Source organism: Streptomyces sp. P9-A2 (genome assembly GCF_036634175.1).
In the GTDB taxonomy this organism is placed as follows: domain Bacteria; phylum Actinomycetota; class Actinomycetes; order Streptomycetales; family Streptomycetaceae; genus Streptomyces; species Streptomyces pratens.
This window is the reverse complement of record NZ_JAZIFX010000001.1, coordinates 5,380,444-5,402,168: the sequence shown is the minus strand read 5'-3', so window position 1 is coordinate 5,402,168 and position 21,725 is coordinate 5,380,444. Positions and strand designations below refer to the sequence as shown.

Genomic DNA, 21,725 nt, shown 5'->3' with positions numbered 1-21,725 from the left:
TCATGCGGGGTCTCCTTGGGGTGGTGCCTCCGGCTGGGCGTGGGCCGAGGCTCGGGTGAGGGTGCGGGCTGCGTGGATCAGGAGGGTCAGGGCGGCCGCGCCGCAGGTGAGGGTGGCCACGCCACCGGGGTCCCAGGCGGTGGCCAGGGTTTCCACGGGGGCGGCCAGCGCCCCGCAGCCGGGCAGACGGGCCGCGAAGACCGTGGCCAGGGCCGCCGTCTGGGCGAGGGCCGTGGCCGCGAGGATCACCTTCGGCGCGTGGGTGAAGCCGTGGAGGGCGAGGAGGCGGGCCAGGAAGAGGAGGGCGCCCAGGGTGAGCACTTCGTGAGGGACGAAGTGCTCGTCCAGGGCCGTGGCGCAGAGGGCGGAGAGAGCGGCCAGGGCGCACAGGAACAGGGCGAAGGATCCGAACAGCAGGGGGCGCACGGAGTCGGCGAAGTCTTCGAGGCCGCGGCTGGCCACGACCTTGCGGCGGGCCCGTACGGCGAAGAACCGGGCGCTCCAGGCCCCGGGGGCGAAGGCCAGGGTGAGGGCCAGGGCCGGGGCTACGGCGAGCGCCCAGTCGCCGTCGGGGCCGCCGGTGGGCGGGCTGTCGGGGCCGCCGGTGAGCGCGGTGTGGAGCAGTCCGTCGCCCAGGAGGGCGTAGCCGATGAGCCAGCAGGTCCAGGCCGCCGTGCCCCTGGTGGGCGGGGTGGAGGTCGCGGGCGGAGTGCCGGGCGGGCTGCCGCGTCGAAGGGCCGCGCACATGGCCAGGGCGATGACGAGAACGCCCGCGGCGACCGCGTAGAAGCGGCTCTGGCCGTGGGTGAGGCGCAGGGCGGCCACCGACGCGAGGCCGAGGACGCCGGGGAGCAGGGTGAGAACGATCCAGCCGGCGCGGAGCCCCGGGGCGGTCGTGGCGGCGGAGGGACGGGGGGTGTCGCCGTCGCGCGGGATCCGGGCGTACAGCTCCTCCGCGAGGGAGAAGACGTCCCGGTGCTTGAAGCGCGCGGCGGTCCGGTCGGTGACGCCGTGCGCCTCCAGGCCCGCCGCGATCTCCAGGGGGTCCACCGCGCGCTCGCACAGCTCGCGATGGCGGTGCAGCAGCGCCTTCACGGGGTCGGCGGCGCCTTGGCCGGCGCCGGGCCGCGCGGACTCGCGGTCCAGTTCGTCGAGGCCCGTCATCGTGCCGCCTCCGTCGTGGGGACCGGTGACGCGCCCGGCACCGGGTTGGTCGCCGGCCGAGCCGGAGAGGGTACGGGCCGGGTGGTGGCGGACCGAGCGGGGCAGGCGGCCCGTACCGGCGTGTCCGTGGCCCAGGCGGGGGCGGCGCGGGGCGGCTTGCGGGAGGCGGGGTCGGCCCAGCGGCCGGGTACGTGGGCCTCGACCGGGGCGGCGAAGGGCACGGGATCGCCCGTGCCGTTCAGGAGGACGCGGCGGACCGGGGTGCGCGCGACGGTCTCCAGGTACAGGTCGTGGAACGCGGCGACGTTCTGCTCGACGGTGAACAGTTCGAGTGCGCGGGCGCGCGCGGCGGCGCCGAGGCGCGCGCGACGCTCGGGGTCACGCAGCAACGACACGCACGCCTCGGCGAGCGCCCGTGGATCGCGCGGCGGTACGACGAGTCCGGTACCGCCGATGACCTCGACCACCGCGCCGACGTCCGTCGACACCGTCGCGCGGCCGGCGAGCATCGCCTCGACGAGTCCGACGGGGAAGCCTTCGACCACGCTGGACAGAACGGTCACGGCGCCCGCGGCGTACACGTCGGCGGGGCCGGCGAGCCCCGGGCCGCCGATCTCCTCGAAGGACACCGGGCCGGTGCCGTCGGCGTGCGGGGTCCCGGACCCGTCAGGGAAGAGCCGCGTGGCAAGTTCTCTGCAGTGCTCGAGGTAGGCGGCACCCTCGGGACCGGCCGGGCCGCCGATGATCCGCAGGCGGGCCCCGGGCTCGGCCGTGCGGATCACGGCGAACGCGTGCAGCAGGGAGACCAGGTCCTTGGCGGGCTCCACCCGGCCGCTCCAGACGAGGGTGTGCGGATCGGCACGCTCCGGGGACTCGCCCACTTCCGCGAAGGGCGCCGCGTCCAGCCCGGGGTGGATCGTGCGGACCTTCGCCCGGTCGGCACCGCAGCGCTCCTGCCAGCGGCGGGTGTGCGTGTTGCCCGAGGTGATGAAAGCTGCCCGCCGGTAGGTCTCGGCGGCGAGCCGGCCGTGGAAGGCCGCGAGGAGGGACCGGACGGCGGACGGGGAGTCCGGCCGGGTCAGATAGTGCGTGCGCAGCCGTACGCCGTACTCGGTCACCAGCAGGGGGACGTCGAAGAAGTGGCCCGCGAGCAGGCCCGGAAGGACGGCCGTGCCGCCGGAAGCGGCGTGGCACAGGTCGACCGCGCCGAGCCCGTCCTCCTCGTACCAGTCGAGCGAGAGGGGGCGCAGGGCCTCGTGCAGGTGCGCGGCCACAGCCAGCAGGTCCGCCACCCGGGCCTCCCGCGCGGCGGGCAGCACGCGGGGCGCACGACAGGCTCGCTCCAGAGCGCGTACGGCGGTCTCGGAGCGGAGGGCGACCGCGAGACCGCCCTCGTCGCGGGCGAGTTCGGCGAGGCCGTACAGAGCTCCGGCGAAACGGTCCGCCTCGGCCGGGGCACGGGTCGTCCCTTTCCTCCCGGGGTCCGCGTCGGGGCTCGCGAGGTCCGGCGCCGGCGCGGAATCCGGCACCGCCGAGAGGCCCGGCACCGTCGCGGGGTCCGACGCGCAGAGGACGGCGGCGAGTTCGCCGTAGTGCTCGTCGAAGCGCCGGCGCGCGCGCCTGCCGTACACCACCCCGTCGTCCTCGGCCGTCCACAGCGGCGCGGTACGCACCCGTCCGACCTGCGGCGGCAGCGCCACCCAGCCGTCGTCCTCCTGGGCCTCGCTGCGACTGAACGCGTAGACGTCGAACTCGTGGTGCCCGAGTCCGCGCACGAGACGGTCGCACCAGAGTCCGGCGTCACCGCTCACATACGGATAGCCACCCTCCGTAACCAGTCCGATGCGCACGAGTGCACCCCCGATCTCCCGTATGGGGAGCCGCCGTTGACCCGGCGGCTCGCAGCGGGACGAACGTAGACGGTCAAGGTGGTGGCGTGCTGGACGGTTGTCCGTCGCACCACCAAAAGGGGTGAACGGTCGTAACTTTCCGGTGCGGGGCGCGTTTGGTCGCGCTAACGACCTCACCCGCGATGGGGAGTGGATCGGCGAGCGGCGTCCTGCGGCTTCGCATCCGAGGCGGAGGAGGGAGTGATGGCGGAGCCATCGCGACCGACGACAACGCCGGAGGCGAAGCCGCAGGACGTCGGGAGCCCGCTCGCCATCGCGGGTGAGGTCGTAAGAGATCAGACGAACATGCGGACGGTGTCGGACGCGGCACGGGCGCCCACGGTCCCCCGCGCCGGCACCGACGCGTCCGTCAGCCCTTCGGATACGGCCAGGCGTTGGGCAGGCAGTTGATTCCGCCGTGGCCGAGGAACTTGGTCTGCTGCTGCATGACCGGAGCCAGCTCACCGTCCTTGTCGCAGGTGAGGTGGTTGTACCCGAGACGGTGTCCGATCTCGTGGTTGATCAGCATCTGGCGGTAGGTGAACATCTCGTCGCCGTACGTCTCGGCGCCCTGCGCCCAGCGGAACGCGTTGATCATGACGCGTTCGGTGGCGGCCGAGTCGCAGGAGACGTTGTCGACCGTGGTGTCCAGGCCGGACTTGGCGCACCACTCGGCGGTCGTCCCGGGACTGGCGAGGGTGATGACGAAGCGGGGGGTGCCGGAGTGGATGCGTTCGAAGGCGCGAGCGCCGTTGTGCGCCCAGCTGCGGTTGTCGTTGAGGGTCCTGTGCACCGCCTCGGCGAAGAGCGCGCCGTCCAGACCGAGCCCCCGCTCCACGTCCACGCGATAGGTGATCTTCTGCCCCTTGCCCGGCGCGTCGGCGATGCCGGGGACCGCGTCGAACTTCCCCGAGCCCTCGGCCGTGGCGCTGAGCGGGTACTTCTCGTCCATCTTCTGCGCGTACGTCAGCGGTCCGGCGGCGCGGGAGTCGCCCGGAGACGTGTTCTGCCCATCGCCCGCGCCCTCGTTCGCGCCGGGGTCCCGGGCGTCGCGCGCCGCCTGTTCGGGGGCGGACCGCGCCTGGAGGTCGTCGGAACCGTCGCCTCCGTCGGCGACCTGGCCGGCCACGACGACCGCCAGCACGGTGGTGACGGCGGCGGCCGCGATCCCGGTGAACGTGCGCCCCTTGGCGCCCTTGGTCTGCGCCGGCGCCCCGGTGGGTGGCACGGCGGCGTCGGTGCCGGGCGGAAAGCGTGCGGCCGAGGCGGTGTTCCACTCGGTGACGGCGTCGTAGGGGTCCGCGGGATGTACGGGGTACGCGGGGGGCGGGGAGTCCGCGGCGGAGGCCGGGCGGGGCGCGGCGGGCAGGCGGGAAGTGAAGCCGTCGCCACCCGCGTCGAAGGCGTCGAGATAGTCCTGCCGCGGAGCCTGCCACCCTCGCGGCCCCGGTGTCCCGCGCGGTCCCTCGGGCGGCGCCTGGCGCTGTCGCGGCAGGGGTACGGCCGCCTTGCCGGCCGGACCGGCGTACCCTGCGCCCGCGCTCCGTCCTCCCCACTCGCCCCAGCCGCCGCCGGGTTCCTGCTGCTCGGGATGGCCACCGCCGCGGGCACGCGGTACGCCGTACCCGGGGGTGCCGTCGGGCAGGCGGGGGAAGCCATGGGCGGGGGTGCCGTCGGTCGGACGGGGAACTCCACGCGCCGGTGCCCCGTCCGGGAACCGGCCGTCCGGAAACCGTGGCACGCCATGGGCGGGGGTTCCGGGTCCCGCGGGCGGGCCGCCCCCCTGTGCTCCCTGCCCGGGTGAGCCGGGCGGGCTGTACGGGCCGGGCGGGCTGTACGCGCCGGTTCCGCCGGAGGTCGCCCCCTGCCCCGGGAGCGTCGTTCCCCGCGCCGGGCGGGCGTCGCCCTTGGGTGCGGGTCCACGACGGCTGTGGCGTCCCACCTCGCGCCTCAGCCCCTCATGTTCTCGGCGGTGGCCCCGCCGTCGGCGGCCTCGTCCGCGGTGATACCGGCGGCCGAGCCCGGAGCGCCCTTCGCGCCCAGCTCCAAGGTATCCCCTTCCTCTGCCGAATTCGTTGTATCCAAAAGGAGTTCACGGAACGCGGCCGCCACCGTCTCGGGGTATTCCATCATCGCCACATGCCCCGCACCGGGCAGGGTGACCAGTCTGGAGTCACGGAACGCGCGGGCCGCGCGCCCTGCCATCCGGAAGCCGACCAGCTGGTCCCGGCCGCCGTACAGCAGCAGGGTCGGCGCGAGCACCCGCTCGGCCTGGCGCCACAGCCCGTGCTGGCCGCCGAGGGTGTACGCGTTGACGAGCCCCCGCGCGGAACCTGCCATGGCGTCCCAGAAGTACGGCAGCCGCAGCCGTCGTTCCATCTCCTGCACGGCGTGGCGGAACGCCTCCGGCGACACCTGTCCGGGGTCCCCGTAGCAGAGCGCCACGACACCCCGGACGCGCTGTTCCGCCGACCATCCCCGGGTGAGCCGGTCGAAGAGCCGGGCCACCCCGGGCAGCGCCAGCAGTCCCGTCGGCACGGCGGTGCGCTGCACGCGCAGCTCGGGAAGGGCCGGTGACACGAGTGTGAGCGTGCGGACGAGGTCGGGGCGTACGGCGGCGACGCGGGTGGCGACCGCGCCGCCGAGCGAATTGCCGAAGAGGTGCACGGGGCCGCGCCCTGCGGCGTCGAGACAACGGATCACCGCGCGTGCGTGCGCCGAGATCGAGTAGTCGCCGTCGTCCGGGGGCGGCGAGTCGCCGAAGCCCGGAAGGTCGACGGCCTCGCTGTGGACCACGTCCTCCAGGAAGGGCATCAGCGCCGACCAGTTCTGCGACGATCCACCGAGGCCGTGGATGTGGAGCGCGGGCGGCAGCCCTTCGCGCGTGGGCGGTCTCGACCGCACGGACAGGGTGACGCCCGGGAGCGCGACCGACCTGAGACGCTCGCCCTCGGCGACCCTCACGGCGTCCGCTTCGGGAAGCACGGTCGCGGGCGGCACGGGCGGCACGGACGGCAGGTCGGTCGAAGACATGCGGCAATGTTACGAGATGATCACACCAGGGCCTTTGTGTCGGGGGTCACAGGCCGGCCCCGCCGTGTGCGCACCGTGCCACATCCCGGTCGCGGATCGCATAGCGCTCGGATCGGGTGTCTCCTAGGCTCGTACCCAGGGCACCCGTATGTGGTCCCCGCACAACTCCGGGGACGTTCGTAGGAAGGGGCCCAGCCATGGCCACAGACCCCACCGATCCCGAGACGTTCGAGGAAACCGACGACGCCCGCGAAAGCCCGGAGTACGACGTCGAGGCGCCGGAGGCCGACACGGCCGAACAGCTCACGGACCTCACCCCGGACCGCGACGACTCTCTGGCCGGCGCCGACATCGACCGGGCCAACGAGGCGGACCTCGTCGAGCAGGCCAGGATCGTCTCCCTCGACGAGGACGACTACCGGTGACGGTGACGAGAGAGCCGGGGAGGCCGCCGAAGGGTGCCCGCACGAGAAGGGCACATACGGAACCGAGGCGCCGCCTTGCCCCGTCTGACAGCTTTTGAAACCGTCCGTACGGATTTCGGCGTCGTCCGGTCCGTGAAATTCTGCGCTCTCACCGCGCACAGCACGGTTACCGAAAAGTACGATGACGGCGCGGCTCACACCGCACGTGGACGACAATGGGAGGCGGCGTGACAGCCATCGAGCAGACAGAGACCGTGCGCCCGAGGGGTACACGCCTGCCGCGCCGTGCCCGACGGAACCAGCTCCTGGGCGCCGCCCAGGAAGTGTTCGTCGCGCAGGGTTACCACGCGGCGGCGATGGACGACATCGCCGAGCGTGCGGGGGTCAGCAAGCCGGTGCTCTACCAGCATTTCCCGGGCAAGCTCGACCTTTATCTGGCACTGCTGGACCAGCACTGCGAGTCGCTGATCCAGTCGGTGCGCCACGCGCTCGCGTCGACGCACGACAACAAGCAGCGCGTACGGGCGACCATGGACGCCTACTTCGCGTACGTCGAGGACGACGGTGGTGCCTTCCGTCTGGTCTTCGAGTCGGACCTGACGAACGAGCCCGCCGTGCGCGAGCGGGTGGACCGGGTCACCAACGACTGCGCCGAGGCGATCTGCGACGTCATCGCCGAGGACACCGGGCTCTCGCGCCAGGAGTCGATGCTGCTCGCCTCGGGGCTGGGCGGGCTGGCCCAGGTGGTCGCACGGTCCTGGCTGCACAGCGACCGCAGTGTGCCGCGCGACCAGGCGGTCCAGCTGCTGACCTCGCTGGCCTGGCGGGGTATCGCCGGATTCCCGCTGCACGGCAGCGAGCAGTAGTTCTGACAGCGCCGGGCAGCGCGTGCGAGCCGGCGGGGACTGCCGTGTGTTCCCGCCGGCTGTTCGCTCCTGGCGTTGCGGGTGCTGAGCGTGCGGGTCCCCGCACCGGGCTAATGTGTGCTGGGTACGGCGCGGAAGGCCGCGCACTTCACTGACCGTCGGAGGGACATAGCCGTGGAGGTCAAGATCGGCGTGCAGCACGCGCCCCGCGAGATCGTTCTGGAGAGCGGTCAGAGCGCCGAGGAGGTCGAGCGCGCGGTGGCCGAGGCGCTGGCCGGGAAGGCTCAGCTGCTGAGCCTCGTGGACGAGCACGGTCGCAAGATCCTGGTCCCGGCCGACCGTCTCGCGTACATCGAGATCGGCGAGCCGGCCCCGCGCAAGGTGGGCTTCGGCGCGCTGTAGGCAACGACCGGCAGACACGGAAGGGCCCGGCGGTTCGGCACCTCGAACCGCCGGGCCCTTCCGCGTCCCCGCCCCGTGCCGCTCCGTCGCTCCGGCTCCCCTCTCCGGCTTCCCCTCTCCGACTCTCTCCCGGCCGGTGCCTCCGCGTGATTCTCCGCGTCTGCTCCGTTCGACTTCCCTCCCCTGCCGTCCCCTTCGCGCCCCCGGCCGTTCCGCCACCGCGCACCACCGTCTCCGCCCGCAGGACCGGGACACGGGACCCCTCCGGGAGAGGATTGGATTCCGCAGGTCAGGGGTAGGACGGGCTATGACCGATGCGAGCAGGCCGGCCATGTGGGAGGGACCCCGACATGCTCTTGGAAACGCTCAGTTCAGTGATCCTCGGCCTGGCTCTGGCGTGGACGGCCACGCGCCGCCTGCCGCACCGTCTCCCCGCCCGCACCCTGGTCCTGTCGACCGGTGTCGCCGGGGCACTGTTGGGCGCCTTCCTCACGCACGGCGCAATGGACTCGGGCAACCTGCCGGCGACCCTGTTCGGCGCGACGACCCTCTCCGTGGCGTCACTGTCCCTGCTGCTGCGCCCCGCGGGCAGAATCCGCGGCCGGTCGGCCACCGCCTGACCGGCCGCCCGACCGGCCATCGGCACCGACGTCCGAGGAAGCGGGGCGGGGAGGAGCCGGGCGGCTCTCAGGCCGCCAGGCCCAGGGCCGCCATCCGCTTGGTGTGGGCCTCGGTGATCCGGGAGAACATCCGGCCGACCTCGGCGAGGTCGAAGCCGTCCGCGACTCCGCCGACGAGCATCGTCGACAGCGCGTCCCGGTCGGCCACCACCCGCTGCGACTGGGACAGCGCCTCACCCATCAGCCGACGCGCCCACAGGGCGAGCCGCCCGCCCACCCGCGGGTCCGCATCGATCGCCGCGCGCACCTTCTCCACGGCGAACCCGCCGTGCCCGGTGTCGTCGAGCACGGCCAGCACCAGCGCGCGGGTGTCGGAGTCCAGCCGGACCGCGACCTCCCGGTAGAAGTCACTGGCGATCGAGTCGCCGACGTAGGCCTTGACGAGTCCTTCGAGCCAGTCGGAGGGCGCCGTCTGCTTGTGGAAGCCCTCGTATGCGGCGACGAACGGCTCCATCGCGACGGTCGGCTCCTCGCCGATGCCGGCCAGGCGGTCGCGCAGCCGCTCGAAGTGGTGGAACTCGGCCGACGCCATCTTCGCCAGCTCCGCCTTGTCCTCCAGCGTGGGGGCCAGCTTGGCGTCGTCCGCGAGCCGCTCGAACGCCGCCAGTTCCCCGTACGCGAGCGCGCCGAGCAGGTCCACGACGGCGGCGCGGTACTGCGGGGCGGCGGCGGCGGCCGCCCAGTCCATGGCGGCGACGCCGGTCGGCGCGGCGGGAGTGTCGGCTGTGCCCGCGGCGTGGTCAGGCTTGTCAGAGCTCGTCATAATCCGCACAATAGCCCGCTCGTCGCGCGCCGTAAGGTACTGGTCAACACGTGTGACGACGACTACGTGGCCAAATCGGCCATGGCGTGTGCGCGAATCCGGGGTATGGTGGTAATGCGCCCGCCGAATACTCTGACGTAGTCGACAGGGCGCATGTATGAGGATGCCCGGTCGGAGGCCCGATCGGCTCCGCCCCGACCGCTCTCCCTGACCGTACGGCACATCGCGTACGACGATCGGAGGGACCCTCAGCGGTACGAGCGCTAGAGCGTTGGCAGTGGTCCCGTGCCCTACGGCATTCCCGTAAGGCAGCCGACGTCCCCGGCACGGTCCATAGACGACCCCCGCGTTCGCCTCGCACCGCGTACACAGAAGAGGCAGCACCCTGACTACGTTCCGAGAGCTCGGGATTCTTCCCGAGACCGCCGAAGCCCTTGAAGCCGTCGGCATCATCACCCCCTTCCCCATCCAGGAGATGACGCTCCCCGTGGCCCTGACGGGCACGGACGTCATCGGCCAGGCCAAGACCGGTACCGGCAAGACGCTGGGCTTCGGTCTTCCGCTCATCGAGCGTGTGACCGTCCCCGCGGACGTGGAGGCGGGCCGCGCGAAGCCCGAGGACCTCACCGACACGCCGCAGGCGCTCGTCGTCGTGCCCACCCGCGAGCTGTGCACGCAGGTCACCAACGACCTGCTGACCGCCGGCAAGGTGCGCAATGTCCGCGTCACCGCGATCTACGGAGGCCGGGCCTACGAGCCGCAGGTCGAGGCCCTGAAGAAGGGCGTCGACGTGATCGTCGGCACCCCGGGCCGGCTGCTCGACCTGGCCGGGCAGAAGAAGCTGAACCTGAAGGACGTCAAGGCCCTCGTTCTCGACGAGGCCGACGAGATGCTCGACCTGGGCTTCCTGCCCGACGTCGAGAAGATCATCAACCTGCTTCCGGCCCGCCGCCAGACCATGCTGTTCTCGGCGACGATGCCGGGCGCGGTCATCGGACTGGCCCGCCGTTACATGTCGCAGCCCACGCACATCAGCGCCACCTCGCCGGACGACGCGGGCGCGACCGTCGCGAACACCACGCAGTTCATCTACCGCGCGCACAACATGGACAAGCCCGAGTTGGTCTCGCGGATACTCCAGGCGGACGGCCGGGGCCTGGTCATGGTCTTCTGCCGCACCAAGCGCACCGCCGCCGACCTCGCCGACCAGCTCAAGCAGCGTGGCTTCGCCTCCGGAGCGGTCCACGGCGACCTCGGCCAGGGCGCCCGCGAGCAGGCGCTGCGCGCCTTCCGCAACGGCAAGGTGGACGTGCTCGTCTGCACCGACGTCGCCGCCCGCGGCATCGACGTCGAAGGTGTCACGCACGTCATCAACTACCAGTCCCCCGAGGACGAGAAGACGTATCTGCACCGCATCGGCCGTACCGGCCGCGCGGGGGCGAAGGGTACGGCGATCACGCTGGTCGACTGGGACGACATCCCGCGCTGGCAGCTGATCAACAAGGCACTGGATCTGGGCTTCGGCAACCCGCCGGAGACGTACTCCACCTCTCCGCACCTGTTCTCCGACCTCGGCATCCCCGAGGGTACGAAGGGCGTTCTGCCGCGCTCGGAGCGCACCCGCGCCGGACTCGACGCGGAGGAGATGGAGGACCTGGGCGAGCCGGGCGGCCGCGGTGGCCCGCGCGGACGGGGTGGCCGCAGTGAGCGGACCGACCGGGGCGAGCGGGCCGACCGGGGCGAGCGGGCCGATTCCCGTTCCGTCGACCACGAGCGTTCGGCCCGTACGCCGCGCCGCCGTCGCCGTACGCGTGGTGGTACGCCGCTGAGCGACCCGGCGCAGCAGTCGGCGGCCCCGGCCGTCGAGGACACCGGTGAGGCGGAGGCCGGTACGGCTCCCCGCACCCCGCGTCGCCGTCGTCGTATGCGCGGCGGAGCCCAGGCCGAGGCCACGACCGCTCCGGTGAGCGCGATCGATTCCACCGGGCCTGTCGAGTCCGCAGAGACCGCTGTCGAGTCCTCCGTCGCGACGGCGGAGGGCGTGTCCGGGCAGGCTCTGGAGCACCCGGAGACCTCCGAGACCCCGTCGAGGCCGCGCCGCCGCCGTTCCCGCAGGTCCACGGAGACGGCAGTCGTCGACACCGCGGCACCGGCCGGTTCGCCGGTCGAGGCCGACGCGGCGGTGGCGGTCGCCGTCGCCCCGTCGGCCGAGAGCACCACCGTGACCGGGACGGCCCCGGCGACCGGGGAGCCCGAGGCACCCGCCGAGCCGCGTCGCCGCCGGACCCGCAAGTCCGCGGCCGCGACCGCGCCTTCGGCCGCCGAAGCGGTGGTGGACACCGTCGAGGTGACCGCCGAATCCGTACCGGAGCCGGCTCCGGCCAAGCCGCGCCGCACCCGCAAGAGCGTGGCCGAGGCTCCCGGGACTGCCCCGGCCGAGGCCGTGCTCGACACCGCCGAAGGTGCGGAGACCACGCCCCGTCGCCGCACCCGCAAGGCCACCGCGACCGCCGTAGGCATCCCGGCACAGGCCGCTTCCGAGGCCGAGCCGGCGGAGACCGTGGCGACCAAGCCGCGCCGCACCCGCAAGGCCACCGCCAAGGCGGAGACGGCCGTGGACACGGTCGAGGCCATCGAGGCCAAGCCGCGCCGCACCCGTAAGGCGGCCACCGCCGTGCAGGAGCCGGAGGCCACGGTGGACGCCACGGCCGAGGCGAAGCCCAAGCGCACCAGGAAGACGGCGGCCGCCAAGGCCGCCGAGGCTGCCGGGGCCACCGAGGTCGTCGAGGTCGTCGAGGCCACCGAGGCCAAGCCCCGCCGCCGCGTCCGCAAGGCCACCGCGGACACGGCCGGCATCCCGGCACAGACCACGTCCGAGGCCGAGCCGGAGACGTCCGAGGTCAAGCCTCGGGTCCGCCGTCCCCGCAAGGCCGCGGCGACGGTTTCCGCGGATTCCACGGAGGCCTGACCCGCGCCAGAGGCGCCGTTCGACGGCCCGGTCCCCCATCGGTGGGGCCGGGCCGTCGGCGTCCCCCGGCAGGTGTCACCCGGCGCCCCGTCCGTGGCCCGGCGCCCGCTAGTCTCGCCCCGTGACCAGCCACGCCGCCCCCGCTTCCCCTCCTGCTCCTTCCCCCTCTCCCCCGTCCTCGCCCTCTCTCCTCTCCGCGACGCCGCCCGGCGCTCGGGCGTACCGGCTCCGCACCTCCCGTGGGGAGTTCGCCGTCGTCGACGTGCCGCCGGCCGGCGGGGGCGAGCCGAAGGGGGTCGTGTTGTCGCTGCCCGGGTTCACGGGGAGCAAGGAGGACTTCACGCTGGTGCACGGGCCGCTCACCGCTCGCGGGTACCGCAGCGTCGCCGTGGACGGGCGGGGGCAGTACGAGTCCGACGGGCCCGTGGACGACGAGTCCGTTTACGCGCGGGCGCAGTTGGCGCGGGACGTGCTCGCGCAGGCGGAGGCGCTCGGCACGGACGTACCGCTGCATCTGGTCGGACACTCGCTGGGTGGCCAGATCGCCCGTGCGGCGGTACTCGAGGACCACTCCCCCTTCCGTTCGCTCACCCTGATCTCGTCCGGCCCGGCCCGGATCTCCGTCTCCCAGGAGCAGCGCGTGAAGTTGCTGCGGGACGCGCTCTCCCGGATGACGGCGGCGCAGTGCTGGGAGGCGATCCTGGCCCTGGGCCCGCCGGAGGAGGTCGGCGGACCCGCGCGCGGGCTCGGCGGCCAGGAGCATCTGCGCCGACGCTGGTTGGGCACCAGCCCCGCTCAACTACTTGCCACTGGGCGACAGTTGTGCGCAGAGCCGGACCTGGTCGCCGAACTCGCCGCCGTACCAATGCCGTTCCATGTGCTGTCGGGTGCGCATGACGACACCTGGCCGGTGCCGGACCTCGACGCCATGGCCGTACGCCTGAACGCGCACCGCACGGTCGTCGTGGGCGCCGGGCACTCCCCCGCCGCCGAACGGCCCGAGGCCACCGCGCATGCCCTCACCACCTTCTGGGACGGCCTCCAGGGGCACCACAACGGCACCCCCACCGTCACCGGAACAGCCACCACCTCCACCACCGGCGCCGGCCCTCTCGCCTAGCACTGCGCCTAGCACTGCGCCTAGTACTGCGCCTGGAGGTGGTCCCAGAAGCCGTCGCGCAGGGCGCGTCGCAGGTCGGCCTGGCCGCGCAGGGAGTACTGCAGGAGGCCCTCGGCCTCCACCAGCAGGTCCTGGTCGACCGAGCCGGGCAGGTAGGGATGGCCGGGCAGCAGTTCCACCAGCGAGTCCCGCCCGCGTTCGGAGAGCCACTTCGCGGCGATCCGGGCACCGACGAAGCGGACGTCCTCGCGGGCGGGCCGCCCTGTCGTCGGTTCGTACCCGGGGGCCGTGCGCCGGGAGACGTACGGCTTGAAGAAGTCGAGGTCGAAGGTGCGCTGGCTGTCGACCTCCCAGAGCAGGGGCTCGGCCTGATTGCGGCCCTCGGGCGCCTCGATGCCCCAGAGGTGGACGCGGGCGCCGTACCCCTGGGCGGCCTCGACCGCCGAGACCAGGTCCTCGTCGCCGCCCAGCAGAGCCGCGTCGCTGATGGCACGGTGCCGGGCCAGTGACTCCAGGTCGGAGCGGATCAGGGAGTCGACGCCCTTCTGCTGGTTGTTGGCGTTGAGGTTGCCGAGGCGGACCTTGACGTCGGGGAGCTCCGCGACGGTCTGCTGCTCGGCGGTGTGGATGCGGCGTCTGGCGCCGTCGTACCAGTAGACGCGCAACAGCCTGCTGTCCGCGAAGATGGTGCGGGCCCGGTCGATGAGCGCGTCGATGAGTCCCTCGGCGTCGAGGTCGAAGGCCCGGCGGTCCTCCGTCCCGGCCACCAGCCGCCCCGCCGCCGCGTACAGATAGCCCGCGTCGACGAAGATCGCGTGCGTGGAGGGCGTCTTCGCCACCTCGGCGAGCATGCGCTGGAGCAGCTCGTTCGTGCGGTCGATACGGGAGTTCAGGTCCGCCAGGTCGTCGTTCATCGTCTCCATTGTCCCGGCGGTCACTGTGCGAACACAACCGGTCCCGGTCGGTCTCCTCCGGAACATTTGCCCGTCAACAACCCGTCAGTAATTAGCCGATCGAAGAATTTCCTTAGCGTAGGGAATGATTGCGGCAGGCGCGCCGTTCATCACTGATGGAGCACGGACCGGTCCGGCCCGTAGCCGTCCACCCAGTAGTTCTCCTTCAGGAGGATGTCCAGACGAAGGGAGAAGCCCTTGCGCTTCGAAATCATGCGACTCGACGACGTCGACGGCACCGCCGTGGACACGACCGTCGTGGACGCCGCCCTTGTTAACAGCATTGTGCAGCAGGCCGCCGCCATCGGGCAGCGCCTGTGGATCCGCCCGGCCGACACGCCGGCCTCGTAACGCAGGACACCGGGTCCTGTACCGCCTGTTCCGAAGCCCCCGCACCGCTGATGGGTACGGGGGCTCCGTGCGTCCTACGGGAGGCGGTGCGGACACGGGCGCGGGCGCGGTACGAACGCGGGCGCGGTACGGGCGCGGGCGCGGTACGGGCGCGGGCGCGGTCAGCTGCCCCGGATCACCTGCGTGACCCCGTTGATGATCTGCTGTACGGCGATCGCGGAGAGCATCATGCCCGCGAGCCGCGTCACCAGGACCACCCCACCGTCCTTGATGACCCGGATGATCAGCAGCGAGTACCGCATCACCAGCCACAGCACCACGTGGATGGCGAGGATCGCCGCCCACACCGACACCTGGGCCGAGGTGCTGCCGGCCTTCTGCACCGCGAGGATGACCGACACGATCGCGCCGGGCCCGGCCAGCAGCGGCATACCGAGCGGGACCAGAGCGACGTTGACGTCCTTGGTCTGCTGGGGTTCGTCGGTCTTGCCGGTGAGCAGGTCGAGCGCGATCAGCAGGAGCAGCAGCCCGCCCGCGATCATCAGCGCGGGCACGGACACATGCAGGTAGTCGAGGATCTGCTGCCCGATCAGTCCGAACAGGACGATCACCCCACCGGCCACGCAGACGGCCTGGAAGGCCATCCGCTTCTGCACCTGGGCGGGCCGGCCCGCGGTCAGGGCCAGGAAGATCGGGGTGATCCCGGGGGGATCCATGATGACGAAGAGGGTCAGGAAGAGGGAGCCGAAGACGGCGACGTCGAACATGTCTGCCTTGCTGGGAAACGAGGGGTGGGGTGAGGGGAGAGCGGTGAGCAGCGAGCGGGCGGCACTCGGGAAGGCGCGCGCTCAGGAGTGCTCGACGAGGAAGCTCAGGGGGAAAACGGGCGCCGCCCCGGCGCGGGGCGGGCCCGGGAGGTACGGGCGGCTCAGGCGCCGCCGGCCCCCGGCACGGGGAACGCGCCGGTCGCCCGGCGCGTGATCTCGCCGTACACCTCGGGGTCAGTGGTGAACTCGCCGGGCACGCAGCTCTTCCGGCTGCCGTGGTAGTCGCTGGACCCGGTCACGAGCAGCCCCAGTTCCTTCGCGAGGCCCCGCAGCCGCGCCCGGGTGTCGGGGTCGTGGTCCATGTGGTCGACCTCGATGCCGTCGAGACCGGCCTCGGCCAGTTCCGCGATGGCGGACTCCGGTACGGTCCGGCCGCGCTTGCTCGCGGCCGGGTGGGCGAACACCGCCACCCCGCCCGCGCCCTTGACCAGCCGGATCGCTTCGAAGGGGTCGGTCTCGTGCTTCGCCATGTGGGCCCGGCCGCCGTCCGCCAGCCACTCCCGGGTGAAGGCGTCGTTCACCGTCTCCACCACGCCCAGCTCGACGAGTGCCGTGGCGATGTGCGGGCGGCCCACCGAGCCGTCGCCGGCGATCCGGGCGACCTGCTCCCAGGTGACGGGCACGCCCAGGCCGTTCAGCTTGGCGATCATGCCCTGGGCTCGCGGCACGCGGTCGTCCCGGACCAGCTCGCGCTCGGCGAGCAACGCCGGTTCCTCGGGATCGAAGAGATAGGCCAGCATGTGCACGCCGGTGCCGTCGTAGCGGCAGGAGAGTTCGGCGCCGGTCACCAGCGTGAGCCCGTCGGGGAGCGCGGCGAGGGCCTCGGCGTGGCCGCGGGTGGTGTCGTGGTCGGTCAGCGCGACGACGTCGAGACCGGCGGCCGCGGCCGCGCGGACCAGGCCGGCCGGGGAGTCCGTACCGTCGGACGCGGTGGAGTGGGTGTGCAGATCGATACGCACGACGTGTTGCTCCAAGCGGTGACGGACGGACGGGGGACGCCTCAGGATAACCGCACTTCCGCACGCTTCCGTCACACCCGAACCCGCTCGGCACCCCCTACACGCATACCTCCTGCACGCATACCGCGTGCACACATACCGCGTGCACGCATGTCCCCTGCACGCGCACCTCGTGCCCATACCCGTGCCCGCGCCCCTGCGGGCGCGCTCCGCGCCGCCCCTCCGCGCCGTCCCTGCACGCCGCCCCTCTCGCCGCCCCTCTCGCCGCCCCCGTCACGGCCTCTCCATCAGCCGCGGCGACAGCGCCCCGCAGGGCACCAGTTCCGACTCGGCCCCGGCGTCCCGGAGGTCGGTGAGGACCAGCTCTTCGTACATCAGGAGCCCGGACTGCTCGGGCCACAGCACCGCCCACAGCCACATCCCGAGCGCCTCGCCCGCGAAGACGGCCCGGTCGTCCGGTGTCCCGGAGACGCGCCAGAGCGGGGTCGGGCGGCCGGCGGCCAGCACCTTGGTCTCGGCGGCCTTCTCGATGTCCAAGTACGGCCCCGGGTCCGGGCCGTCGACGCCCGCGTACCGGGCGCCGAGCCCGACGCCGAGTTCCTCGGCCACGAGGATCAGCTCGCCCATGCCGCCGAGCGGTCCGGGTCCGGTGCACGCGACGGCGCTGGCGCGGCCGCCGCCGCGGTCGTCGCCCGCGCTGGCCACCCCGGTGAACAGCCAGCCCACCGGCAGCGGCCACGGCATCCACACCGGTACCCGGGTACGGTGCACGACGACGTCGAGTGCCTCGACGCTCGGCGGTATCACGGGCTGGACCGGATGCACGATGCCGTGCACATCGCACTGCCAGGCATCGGAGAAGAGGCCGGGAGCCCTGACCCGGCCACCACACTTCGGGCAACTGGGTTCGCCCCTCATAGGGCCCCACGGTCCTACCCCCGCTCCTCCACGTCAAGGACGATCACCCGTCCGGACCGAACCGGTCACCCGGGGGCCGGAAACGGTACACACCGACCGGTTCGGGTCACGGCACCGTGCATCCGGTGCCCGTGTCAGTGACGTGCGCGCCGCCACGACCGACCGGCCCGGCCACCCTCGACAGGCACCGTCCTCATCAACCGAGTTGCCCCGACGCATCGTTGACGGACCGGCACAGGTGAGCTTGCTCACTCCGGCAGGCGGCCGGTCACCCCAGCGGGGAGCACGTCAGTCCAGCGCGACGGAGGTTCGGGTGGGGTGCCTCAGGTCCGTTCCGCGGGTCAGCCAGCGCTCCTGCAACTCCTGGGCCCCGTGCACCCGCTTCCAGGCGGCCTCGTTCGGCGTCATGGGCAGCAGCGGCAGGAACCGTACGGGCTCCATGGGCTCGTCGAGCTCCAGGTCCTCCACCAGGCCGCCCGGCTCGGCGACCAGCACCGAGGTGAACGGGGCCCCGGGCCACAGCGGTTCACCGACGTCGAGGGAGGCGCCGGGGGCCACGACCACGCCCTCGACCTGCGGGGACGCGGCGAGCACGGCGAGCGGGCGGAGCACCTTGTCGGTGTCGGCGAGACCGCTGCGCACCGACAGCACCAGCTCCGCGCGCGGGCCCGCGACCGGATCCGCGATCACCGCCGTGGGGTCGGCCATGGGCTGCGCGGACATGCCGAGGGTGGCGTAGCGCACGATGTCGCCCTCCTGGAAGCGCAGCACCTCGACGCGGTCCGTACCCAGAAAGGTGACCGCCGCGCGCGCGTCCGGTTCGCCCAGAGCCATGACCAACCGGGCTTCGACCAGAGGAAGAACATCTGCCATACGGCGAGCATAGAACTCATCGGCGGCAGGCGAAGCGGCACCTTGACAGGGGGGCGGCTGCTAGTCTGGCCCGGTGGTTCGGGGCAGCACGCAGCAGGCCCCCCAGGCAACGCCCAGGCCCGGCAGGGCATTTTCAGGGCACTGGGAGAGTCCGCCTGAGCCCCGGTACCGCTATGACACTCCCTCTATGGGGGAATCCCCTCGAGGGATGAGGATCGTCCCTTACGAGGGACCGGCCGGAGGAGGTGGGGCTGGCATGGACCGAAGTCGACCGTGCAGTAGCACCCGCTCTTCCACCCGTTGATGTAACTGCTCCGTTCCGGCTGCCACCTCGCATCATCGCGCCTTCATCGGAAGAGCATTTCGTTTCGTTCCGACTGATCTGCCCCAGTAGCTGCATCAGCGACGAGACTCGCCACCGCGACGGTGCGGTGCTCCCCGCTTTGTGGACGTGCCAAACATCCCCTGCCCGGGCTTTTTCCGGAGGCCGGGTCATCTCTGGTCAGGACGTCCTCATTCCGGGTGGTTCCACCCGTTGCGCCGGCGCCTTTCGTCGCCCGTTTCGCGAAGGAGCCCGCCATGTCGATGATCCGCGACCTGCGCGCCGTGGTCCGTCCCTCCCGTGCCCCGCTGCGCAAGGAGAGCAGCGCCCCGTACGACACCACCCGTGACCCGACGACGACCACCGCGGTCGTCGACTGCGCCATCTACCGCGACGGCCGCCGTGTGGAGACCGGGAGCCCGCTCACTCCTCAGGAGGCGATGCGCCTGGTGCGCCGTGACTCGGGCTTCGTGTGGATCGGTCTGCACGAGCCGACCGAGGACGAGTTCGCCGGTATCGCCCGCGAGTTCGGACTGCACCCGCTGGCCGTGGAGGACGCCGTGCAGGCCCACCAGCGGCCCAAGCTGGAACGCTACGACGACTCGCTCTTCACGGTCTTCAAGACCATCCACTACCTCGACCACGACCGGCTCGACTCCGGCAGCGAGGTCGTCGAGACCGGTGAGGTGATGTGCTTCACCGGCCGGGACTTCTTCATCACCGTCCGGCACGGCGGCCAGGGTTCCCTGCGGGGCCTGCGGCACCGCCTCGAGGAGGACCCCGAGCTGCTGGCCAAGGGGCCCTCGGCGGTCCTGCACGCCATCGCCGACCACGTCGTCGACGGCTACATCGCGGTCGCCGACGCGGTGCAGGACGACATCGACGAGGTGGAGACGGAGGTGTTCTCGCCGGGCCGGGGAGGCACCCCGCGCGGCACCGACGCCGGACGGATCTACCAGCTCAAGCGAGAGGTGCTGGAGTTCAAGCGGGCGGTGTCACCCCTGCTGCGGCCCATGCAGCTGCTGAGCGAGCGGCCGATGCGGCTGATCGACCCGGAGATCCAGAAGTACTTCCGGGACGTCGCCGACCACGTGGCCCGGGTGCACGAGCAGGTGATCGGCTTCGACGAGCTGCTCAACTCCATCCTCCAGGCCAATCTCGCGCAGGCGTCCGTGGCGCAGAACGAGGACATGCGCAAGATCACCTCGTGGGCCGCCATCATCGCCGTCCCGACGATGGTCTGCGGGGTGTACGGCATGAACTTCGACTACATGCCGGAGACGCACTGGAAGTACGGCTACCCGGTGATCCTCAGCGTGACCGTGGCCCTCTGCCTGGGCATCCACCGCATGCTGAAGCGCAACGGCTGGCTCTGACACCGGCTCCGGTCCCGGAGCCGGTGCCGGTGCCGGTGCCGGCGTCGGTGCCGGTGCCGGCGTCGGTGCCGGGGAGCCGGCGTCGGTGCCGGGGAGCCGGCGTCGGTGCCGGGGAGCCGGCGTCGGTGCCGGGGAGCCGGCGTCGGTGCCGGGGAGCCGGCGTCGGTGCCGGGGCGGACTCCGGGACCGGCCCCCGGCCCCGGATTTCGGCCCCGGATCCCGGATCCGGCTCGGGGGTCCGGCTCGGGGGTCCTGGATAGGCTGGCCCCATGACAAGTGCGACCAGTGCGCTGTTCGACCGGGCTCTCGTCGAGGAGGCCACCAAGAAGTCCGGCCTCGTCTGGGTCCGGGGGTCCGGGGGCCCGGCCCGGCCGCTGTGGCACGTGTGGCACGAGGGTGCGATGTGCCTGGTCGGCGACGGTCCCGGGGAGCAGCCGCTGCCGGGGCTGGCGGACGGCGGGCCGGCCGAGGTGACGGTGCGCAGCAAGGACAAGGGCGGCCGGCTGGTCACCTGGGCCGCGACGATCGTGGAGTTGCCCTCCGGGTCCGAGGAGTGGGAGGCGGCGGTCGCCGTACTCAAGGGCAAGCGGCTCAACGCGCCCGACGGCGAGGCGATGACGGAACGCTGGGCGCGTGAGTGCCGGGTGCTGCGCCTGGAGCCGACCGGGGCGACTGCACCCCTGCCCGAAGGTTCCCTGGCCGAGCCTCCCCTGCCGACCCCGGTGACGACCCGGCACCCGGCCCCCGCGGGCCTGCCCCGGCTGCTGGCGGGGCGCGGGAAGCGCCGCTGACCGGTCGCTCGCTCCGCCCGGTCCTGCTACGACGGCTGACCGGTCGCTCCAGCCGCTCGCTCCGCCCGGTCACTCCGCCCGGTCCCGCTACGACGTCGGGAGCTGGCCCTCGTAGTCCAGCGTCTCGTCCTTGGCCGGTTGCTCCAGGGCGAAGTCGGCGCCCCAGGCCGAGAAGGTGAGGGTGCCCGCCTTACCGGCGCGCACCAGGCGCAGCGGGTACGGCTTGCCCTCGAGGGAGACGTCCAGGGTGCCGCCGGAACCCTCGTCGCCGGTGATGCGGATGGTGCGGACGCCGCCCTGCTCGTGGTGGCCGTCGGTGGCGAGGGTGCCGTGCAGGGTCAGCAGACCGGTGAGGAGGACATCCTTGTCCGCGAACCCGATGAACTTCTTGTACGACGGGTCGCCCTTCGGTACCTTCACGTACTTCTCGGCGAGCTTGCCGGCCGCCGCCGCGTCCGACGCGCCGCCCTCGCCCTTCGCGCCGCCCTTCGCGCCGTCCTTGCCGGCCCCGCCGTCCGCCTGGCCCCAGAACTTGGCGTCGGCCTTCAGGAAGAGCTGGTCGTCGACCTTCATCAACCGGAACGTCTGTCCTCCGGCGGTGACCGATCCGATGCCGCCCTCGGGCTTGAGCCGCATGTCGAGCGTGTACGTACGCCCGCTGGTGACGACGTTCCCGTGCAGCCGCACGGTGTCGACCGACTTGGCGGCCGTCCGTGTCCTGTTCTGGATCTCTGCGGCGGACAGCCTGCCGACGCCGTTGGTGCCCTTGTCCGGGTCTTCTTCCTCTGAGCATCCCGTGAGCGCCATGCCGGTCACGAGCAGCACACACACGGCACTCGCCAGCGTGGCTGTGCGGGAACGGCCCGGGGAGATCGGAGTCACAGGTTGCGCTGCCTCTCTGACGGGGACCTGAACGGCGTACCGCAGAGTACCGGGGGCGTACCGGCCGGTCGGAGGCAGTCCGTCCGGACCGGCCGCGGGAGCATCGCTGATCGGGACGGGCTAGCCTGAAGCCGCCCGAACGGGGCATCCGGACAACCGGCGC

Annotated in this window: 20 protein-coding genes; 9 read left to right on the top strand and 11 right to left on the bottom strand. The window is 72.5% G+C overall.

Annotation, left to right across the window (positions count from 1 at the left end):
- The 4 genes from V4Y04_RS24695 to V4Y04_RS24680 all read right to left on the bottom strand — a co-directional run bounded on the left by V4Y04_RS24695 (nucleotide 1) and on the right by V4Y04_RS24680 (nucleotide 6,086).
- Complete coding sequence (locus V4Y04_RS24695; RefSeq protein WP_332430502.1) at nucleotides 1–1,164, bottom strand: hypothetical protein; 1,164 nt, start codon at nucleotides 1,162–1,164, stop codon at nucleotides 1–3.
- Nucleotides 1,161–3,014, bottom strand: coding sequence for a DUF3492 domain-containing protein (locus tag V4Y04_RS24690; RefSeq protein ID WP_332430501.1), 1,854 nt, complete (start codon nucleotides 3,012–3,014; stop codon nucleotides 1,161–1,163). Before V4Y04_RS24690 ends, V4Y04_RS24695 begins: the two co-directional genes overlap by 4 nt.
- Nucleotides 3,015–3,423: 409 nt before the next feature.
- Nucleotides 3,424–4,995, bottom strand: a complete 1,572-nt coding sequence (locus V4Y04_RS24685; RefSeq protein WP_332430500.1) for a DUF3152 domain-containing protein — start codon at nucleotides 4,993–4,995, stop codon at nucleotides 3,424–3,426.
- A gap of 8 nt (nucleotides 4,996–5,003) precedes the next feature.
- On the bottom strand, nucleotides 5,004–6,086 hold the full coding sequence (locus tag V4Y04_RS24680; protein WP_332430499.1) for an alpha/beta fold hydrolase: 1,083 nt from the start codon (nucleotides 6,084–6,086) through the stop codon (nucleotides 5,004–5,006).
- A 197-nt stretch (nucleotides 6,087–6,283) separates the two neighbouring features.
- On the opposite strand from V4Y04_RS24680, the gene V4Y04_RS24675 reads away from it, so the two are divergent.
- The 4 genes from V4Y04_RS24675 (at nucleotide 6,284) to V4Y04_RS24660 (ending at nucleotide 8,399) form a co-directional block, all read left to right on the top strand.
- Complete coding sequence (locus tag V4Y04_RS24675) at nucleotides 6,284–6,511, top strand: hypothetical protein (protein WP_332430498.1); 228 nt, start codon at nucleotides 6,284–6,286, stop codon at nucleotides 6,509–6,511.
- Nucleotides 6,512–6,738: 227 nt separating this feature from the next.
- Nucleotides 6,739–7,377, top strand: coding sequence for a TetR/AcrR family transcriptional regulator (locus V4Y04_RS24670; protein ID WP_332430497.1), 639 nt, complete (start codon nucleotides 6,739–6,741; stop codon nucleotides 7,375–7,377).
- Between the two features lie 174 nt (nucleotides 7,378–7,551).
- Nucleotides 7,552–7,779, top strand: a complete 228-nt coding sequence (locus V4Y04_RS24665; protein WP_332430496.1) for a DUF3107 domain-containing protein — start codon at nucleotides 7,552–7,554, stop codon at nucleotides 7,777–7,779.
- Between the two features lie 350 nt (nucleotides 7,780–8,129).
- Nucleotides 8,130–8,399 carry a hypothetical protein gene (locus V4Y04_RS24660; RefSeq protein WP_332430495.1) on the top strand — a complete coding sequence of 90 codons (270 nt, stop codon included), beginning with the start codon at nucleotides 8,130–8,132 and terminating at the stop codon, nucleotides 8,397–8,399.
- Nucleotides 8,400–8,466: 67 nt separating this feature from the next.
- On the opposite strand, the gene V4Y04_RS24655 is transcribed toward V4Y04_RS24660, so the two are convergent.
- Nucleotides 8,467–9,222, bottom strand: a complete 756-nt coding sequence (locus V4Y04_RS24655) for a ferritin-like fold-containing protein (protein WP_332430494.1) — start codon at nucleotides 9,220–9,222, stop codon at nucleotides 8,467–8,469.
- A 475-nt stretch (nucleotides 9,223–9,697) separates the two neighbouring features.
- Here V4Y04_RS24655 and V4Y04_RS24650 point away from each other — a divergent pair, with 475 nt between their 5' ends.
- The gene (locus V4Y04_RS24650) at nucleotides 9,698–12,190 is read left to right on the top strand and encodes a DEAD/DEAH box helicase (protein ID WP_332430493.1); all 2,493 of its coding nucleotides are present in this window, start codon (nucleotides 9,698–9,700) and stop codon (nucleotides 12,188–12,190) included.
- A 121-nt stretch (nucleotides 12,191–12,311) separates the two neighbouring features.
- Entirely contained in the window at nucleotides 12,312–13,310 is a 999-nt protein-coding gene (locus V4Y04_RS24645) for an alpha/beta fold hydrolase (protein WP_332430492.1), read from the top strand.
- Between the two features lie 20 nt (nucleotides 13,311–13,330).
- On the opposite strand, the gene V4Y04_RS24640 is transcribed toward V4Y04_RS24645, so the two are convergent.
- Nucleotides 13,331–14,224, bottom strand: coding sequence for an NYN domain-containing protein (locus V4Y04_RS24640; RefSeq protein ID WP_332430491.1), 894 nt, complete (start codon nucleotides 14,222–14,224; stop codon nucleotides 13,331–13,333).
- Between the two features lie 252 nt (nucleotides 14,225–14,476).
- On the opposite strand from V4Y04_RS24640, the gene V4Y04_RS24635 reads away from it, so the two are divergent.
- Entirely contained in the window at nucleotides 14,477–14,614 is a 138-nt protein-coding gene (locus V4Y04_RS24635; protein WP_332433158.1) for a hypothetical protein, read from the top strand.
- 161 nt (nucleotides 14,615–14,775) lie between these two features.
- Here the strand turns inward: V4Y04_RS24635 and V4Y04_RS24630 are convergent, their stop codons facing one another.
- From V4Y04_RS24630 to V4Y04_RS24615, 4 genes are all read right to left on the bottom strand, one after another.
- Nucleotides 14,776–15,381 carry a MarC family protein gene (locus V4Y04_RS24630; protein WP_332430490.1) on the bottom strand — a complete coding sequence of 202 codons (606 nt, stop codon included), beginning with the start codon at nucleotides 15,379–15,381 and terminating at the stop codon, nucleotides 14,776–14,778.
- A gap of 161 nt (nucleotides 15,382–15,542) precedes the next feature.
- Nucleotides 15,543–16,400, bottom strand: a complete 858-nt coding sequence (locus tag V4Y04_RS24625) for a PHP domain-containing protein (RefSeq protein WP_332430489.1) — start codon at nucleotides 16,398–16,400, stop codon at nucleotides 15,543–15,545.
- A gap of 273 nt (nucleotides 16,401–16,673) precedes the next feature.
- Complete coding sequence (locus V4Y04_RS24620) at nucleotides 16,674–17,318, bottom strand: DUF6758 family protein (protein WP_332430488.1); 645 nt, start codon at nucleotides 17,316–17,318, stop codon at nucleotides 16,674–16,676.
- A 288-nt stretch (nucleotides 17,319–17,606) separates the two neighbouring features.
- Nucleotides 17,607–18,191 (bottom strand): suppressor of fused domain protein, encoded by a 585-nt coding sequence (locus tag V4Y04_RS24615; protein WP_332430487.1) that lies wholly within the window; start codon nucleotides 18,189–18,191, stop codon nucleotides 17,607–17,609.
- Nucleotides 18,192–18,770: 579 nt separating this feature from the next.
- Between V4Y04_RS24615 and V4Y04_RS24610 the strand changes: the two genes are divergently transcribed.
- Together V4Y04_RS24610 and V4Y04_RS24605 are read left to right on the top strand one after the other, a co-directional pair.
- Complete coding sequence (locus tag V4Y04_RS24610) at nucleotides 18,771–19,889, top strand: magnesium and cobalt transport protein CorA (protein WP_332430486.1); 1,119 nt, start codon at nucleotides 18,771–18,773, stop codon at nucleotides 19,887–19,889.
- 269 nt (nucleotides 19,890–20,158) lie between these two features.
- Complete coding sequence (locus V4Y04_RS24605) at nucleotides 20,159–20,680, top strand: hypothetical protein (RefSeq protein WP_332430485.1); 522 nt, start codon at nucleotides 20,159–20,161, stop codon at nucleotides 20,678–20,680.
- A gap of 87 nt (nucleotides 20,681–20,767) precedes the next feature.
- On the opposite strand, the gene V4Y04_RS24600 is transcribed toward V4Y04_RS24605, so the two are convergent.
- Complete coding sequence (locus tag V4Y04_RS24600; protein ID WP_332430484.1) at nucleotides 20,768–21,562, bottom strand: hypothetical protein; 795 nt, start codon at nucleotides 21,560–21,562, stop codon at nucleotides 20,768–20,770.
- Between the last annotated feature and the right edge of the window lie 163 nt (nucleotides 21,563–21,725).

What these genes read in the sequence shown, in the direction of transcription:
- V4Y04_RS24635 (WP_332433158.1), top strand. Translation starts at nt 14,477, where the DNA reads ATGCGACTCGACGACGTCGACGGCACCGCCGTGGACACGACCGTCGTG.
- V4Y04_RS24610 (WP_332430486.1), top strand. Translation starts at nt 18,771, where the DNA reads ATGTCGATGATCCGCGACCTGCGCGCCGTGGTCCGTCCCTCCCGTGCC.
- V4Y04_RS24675 (WP_332430498.1), top strand. Translation starts at nt 6,284, where the DNA reads ATGGCCACAGACCCCACCGATCCCGAGACGTTCGAGGAAACCGACGAC.
- V4Y04_RS24620 (WP_332430488.1), bottom strand. Translation starts at nt 17,318, where the DNA reads ATGAGGGGCGAACCCAGTTGCCCGAAGTGTGGTGGCCGGGTCAGGGCT.
- V4Y04_RS24605 (WP_332430485.1), top strand. Translation starts at nt 20,159, where the DNA reads ATGACAAGTGCGACCAGTGCGCTGTTCGACCGGGCTCTCGTCGAGGAG.
- V4Y04_RS24650 (WP_332430493.1), top strand. Translation starts at nt 9,698, where the DNA reads ATGACGCTCCCCGTGGCCCTGACGGGCACGGACGTCATCGGCCAGGCC.
- V4Y04_RS24640 (WP_332430491.1), bottom strand. Translation starts at nt 14,224, where the DNA reads ATGAACGACGACCTGGCGGACCTGAACTCCCGTATCGACCGCACGAAC.
- V4Y04_RS24655 (WP_332430494.1), bottom strand. Translation starts at nt 9,222, where the DNA reads ATGACGAGCTCTGACAAGCCTGACCACGCCGCGGGCACAGCCGACACT.
- V4Y04_RS24630 (WP_332430490.1), bottom strand. Translation starts at nt 15,381, where the DNA reads ATGTTCGACGTCGCCGTCTTCGGCTCCCTCTTCCTGACCCTCTTCGTC.
- V4Y04_RS24615 (WP_332430487.1), bottom strand. Translation starts at nt 18,191, where the DNA reads ATGGCAGATGTTCTTCCTCTGGTCGAAGCCCGGTTGGTCATGGCTCTG.
- V4Y04_RS24660 (WP_332430495.1), top strand. Translation starts at nt 8,130, where the DNA reads ATGCTCTTGGAAACGCTCAGTTCAGTGATCCTCGGCCTGGCTCTGGCG.
- V4Y04_RS24680 (WP_332430499.1), bottom strand. Translation starts at nt 6,086, where the DNA reads ATGTCTTCGACCGACCTGCCGTCCGTGCCGCCCGTGCCGCCCGCGACC.
- V4Y04_RS24695 (WP_332430502.1), bottom strand. Translation starts at nt 1,164, where the DNA reads ATGACGGGCCTCGACGAACTGGACCGCGAGTCCGCGCGGCCCGGCGCC.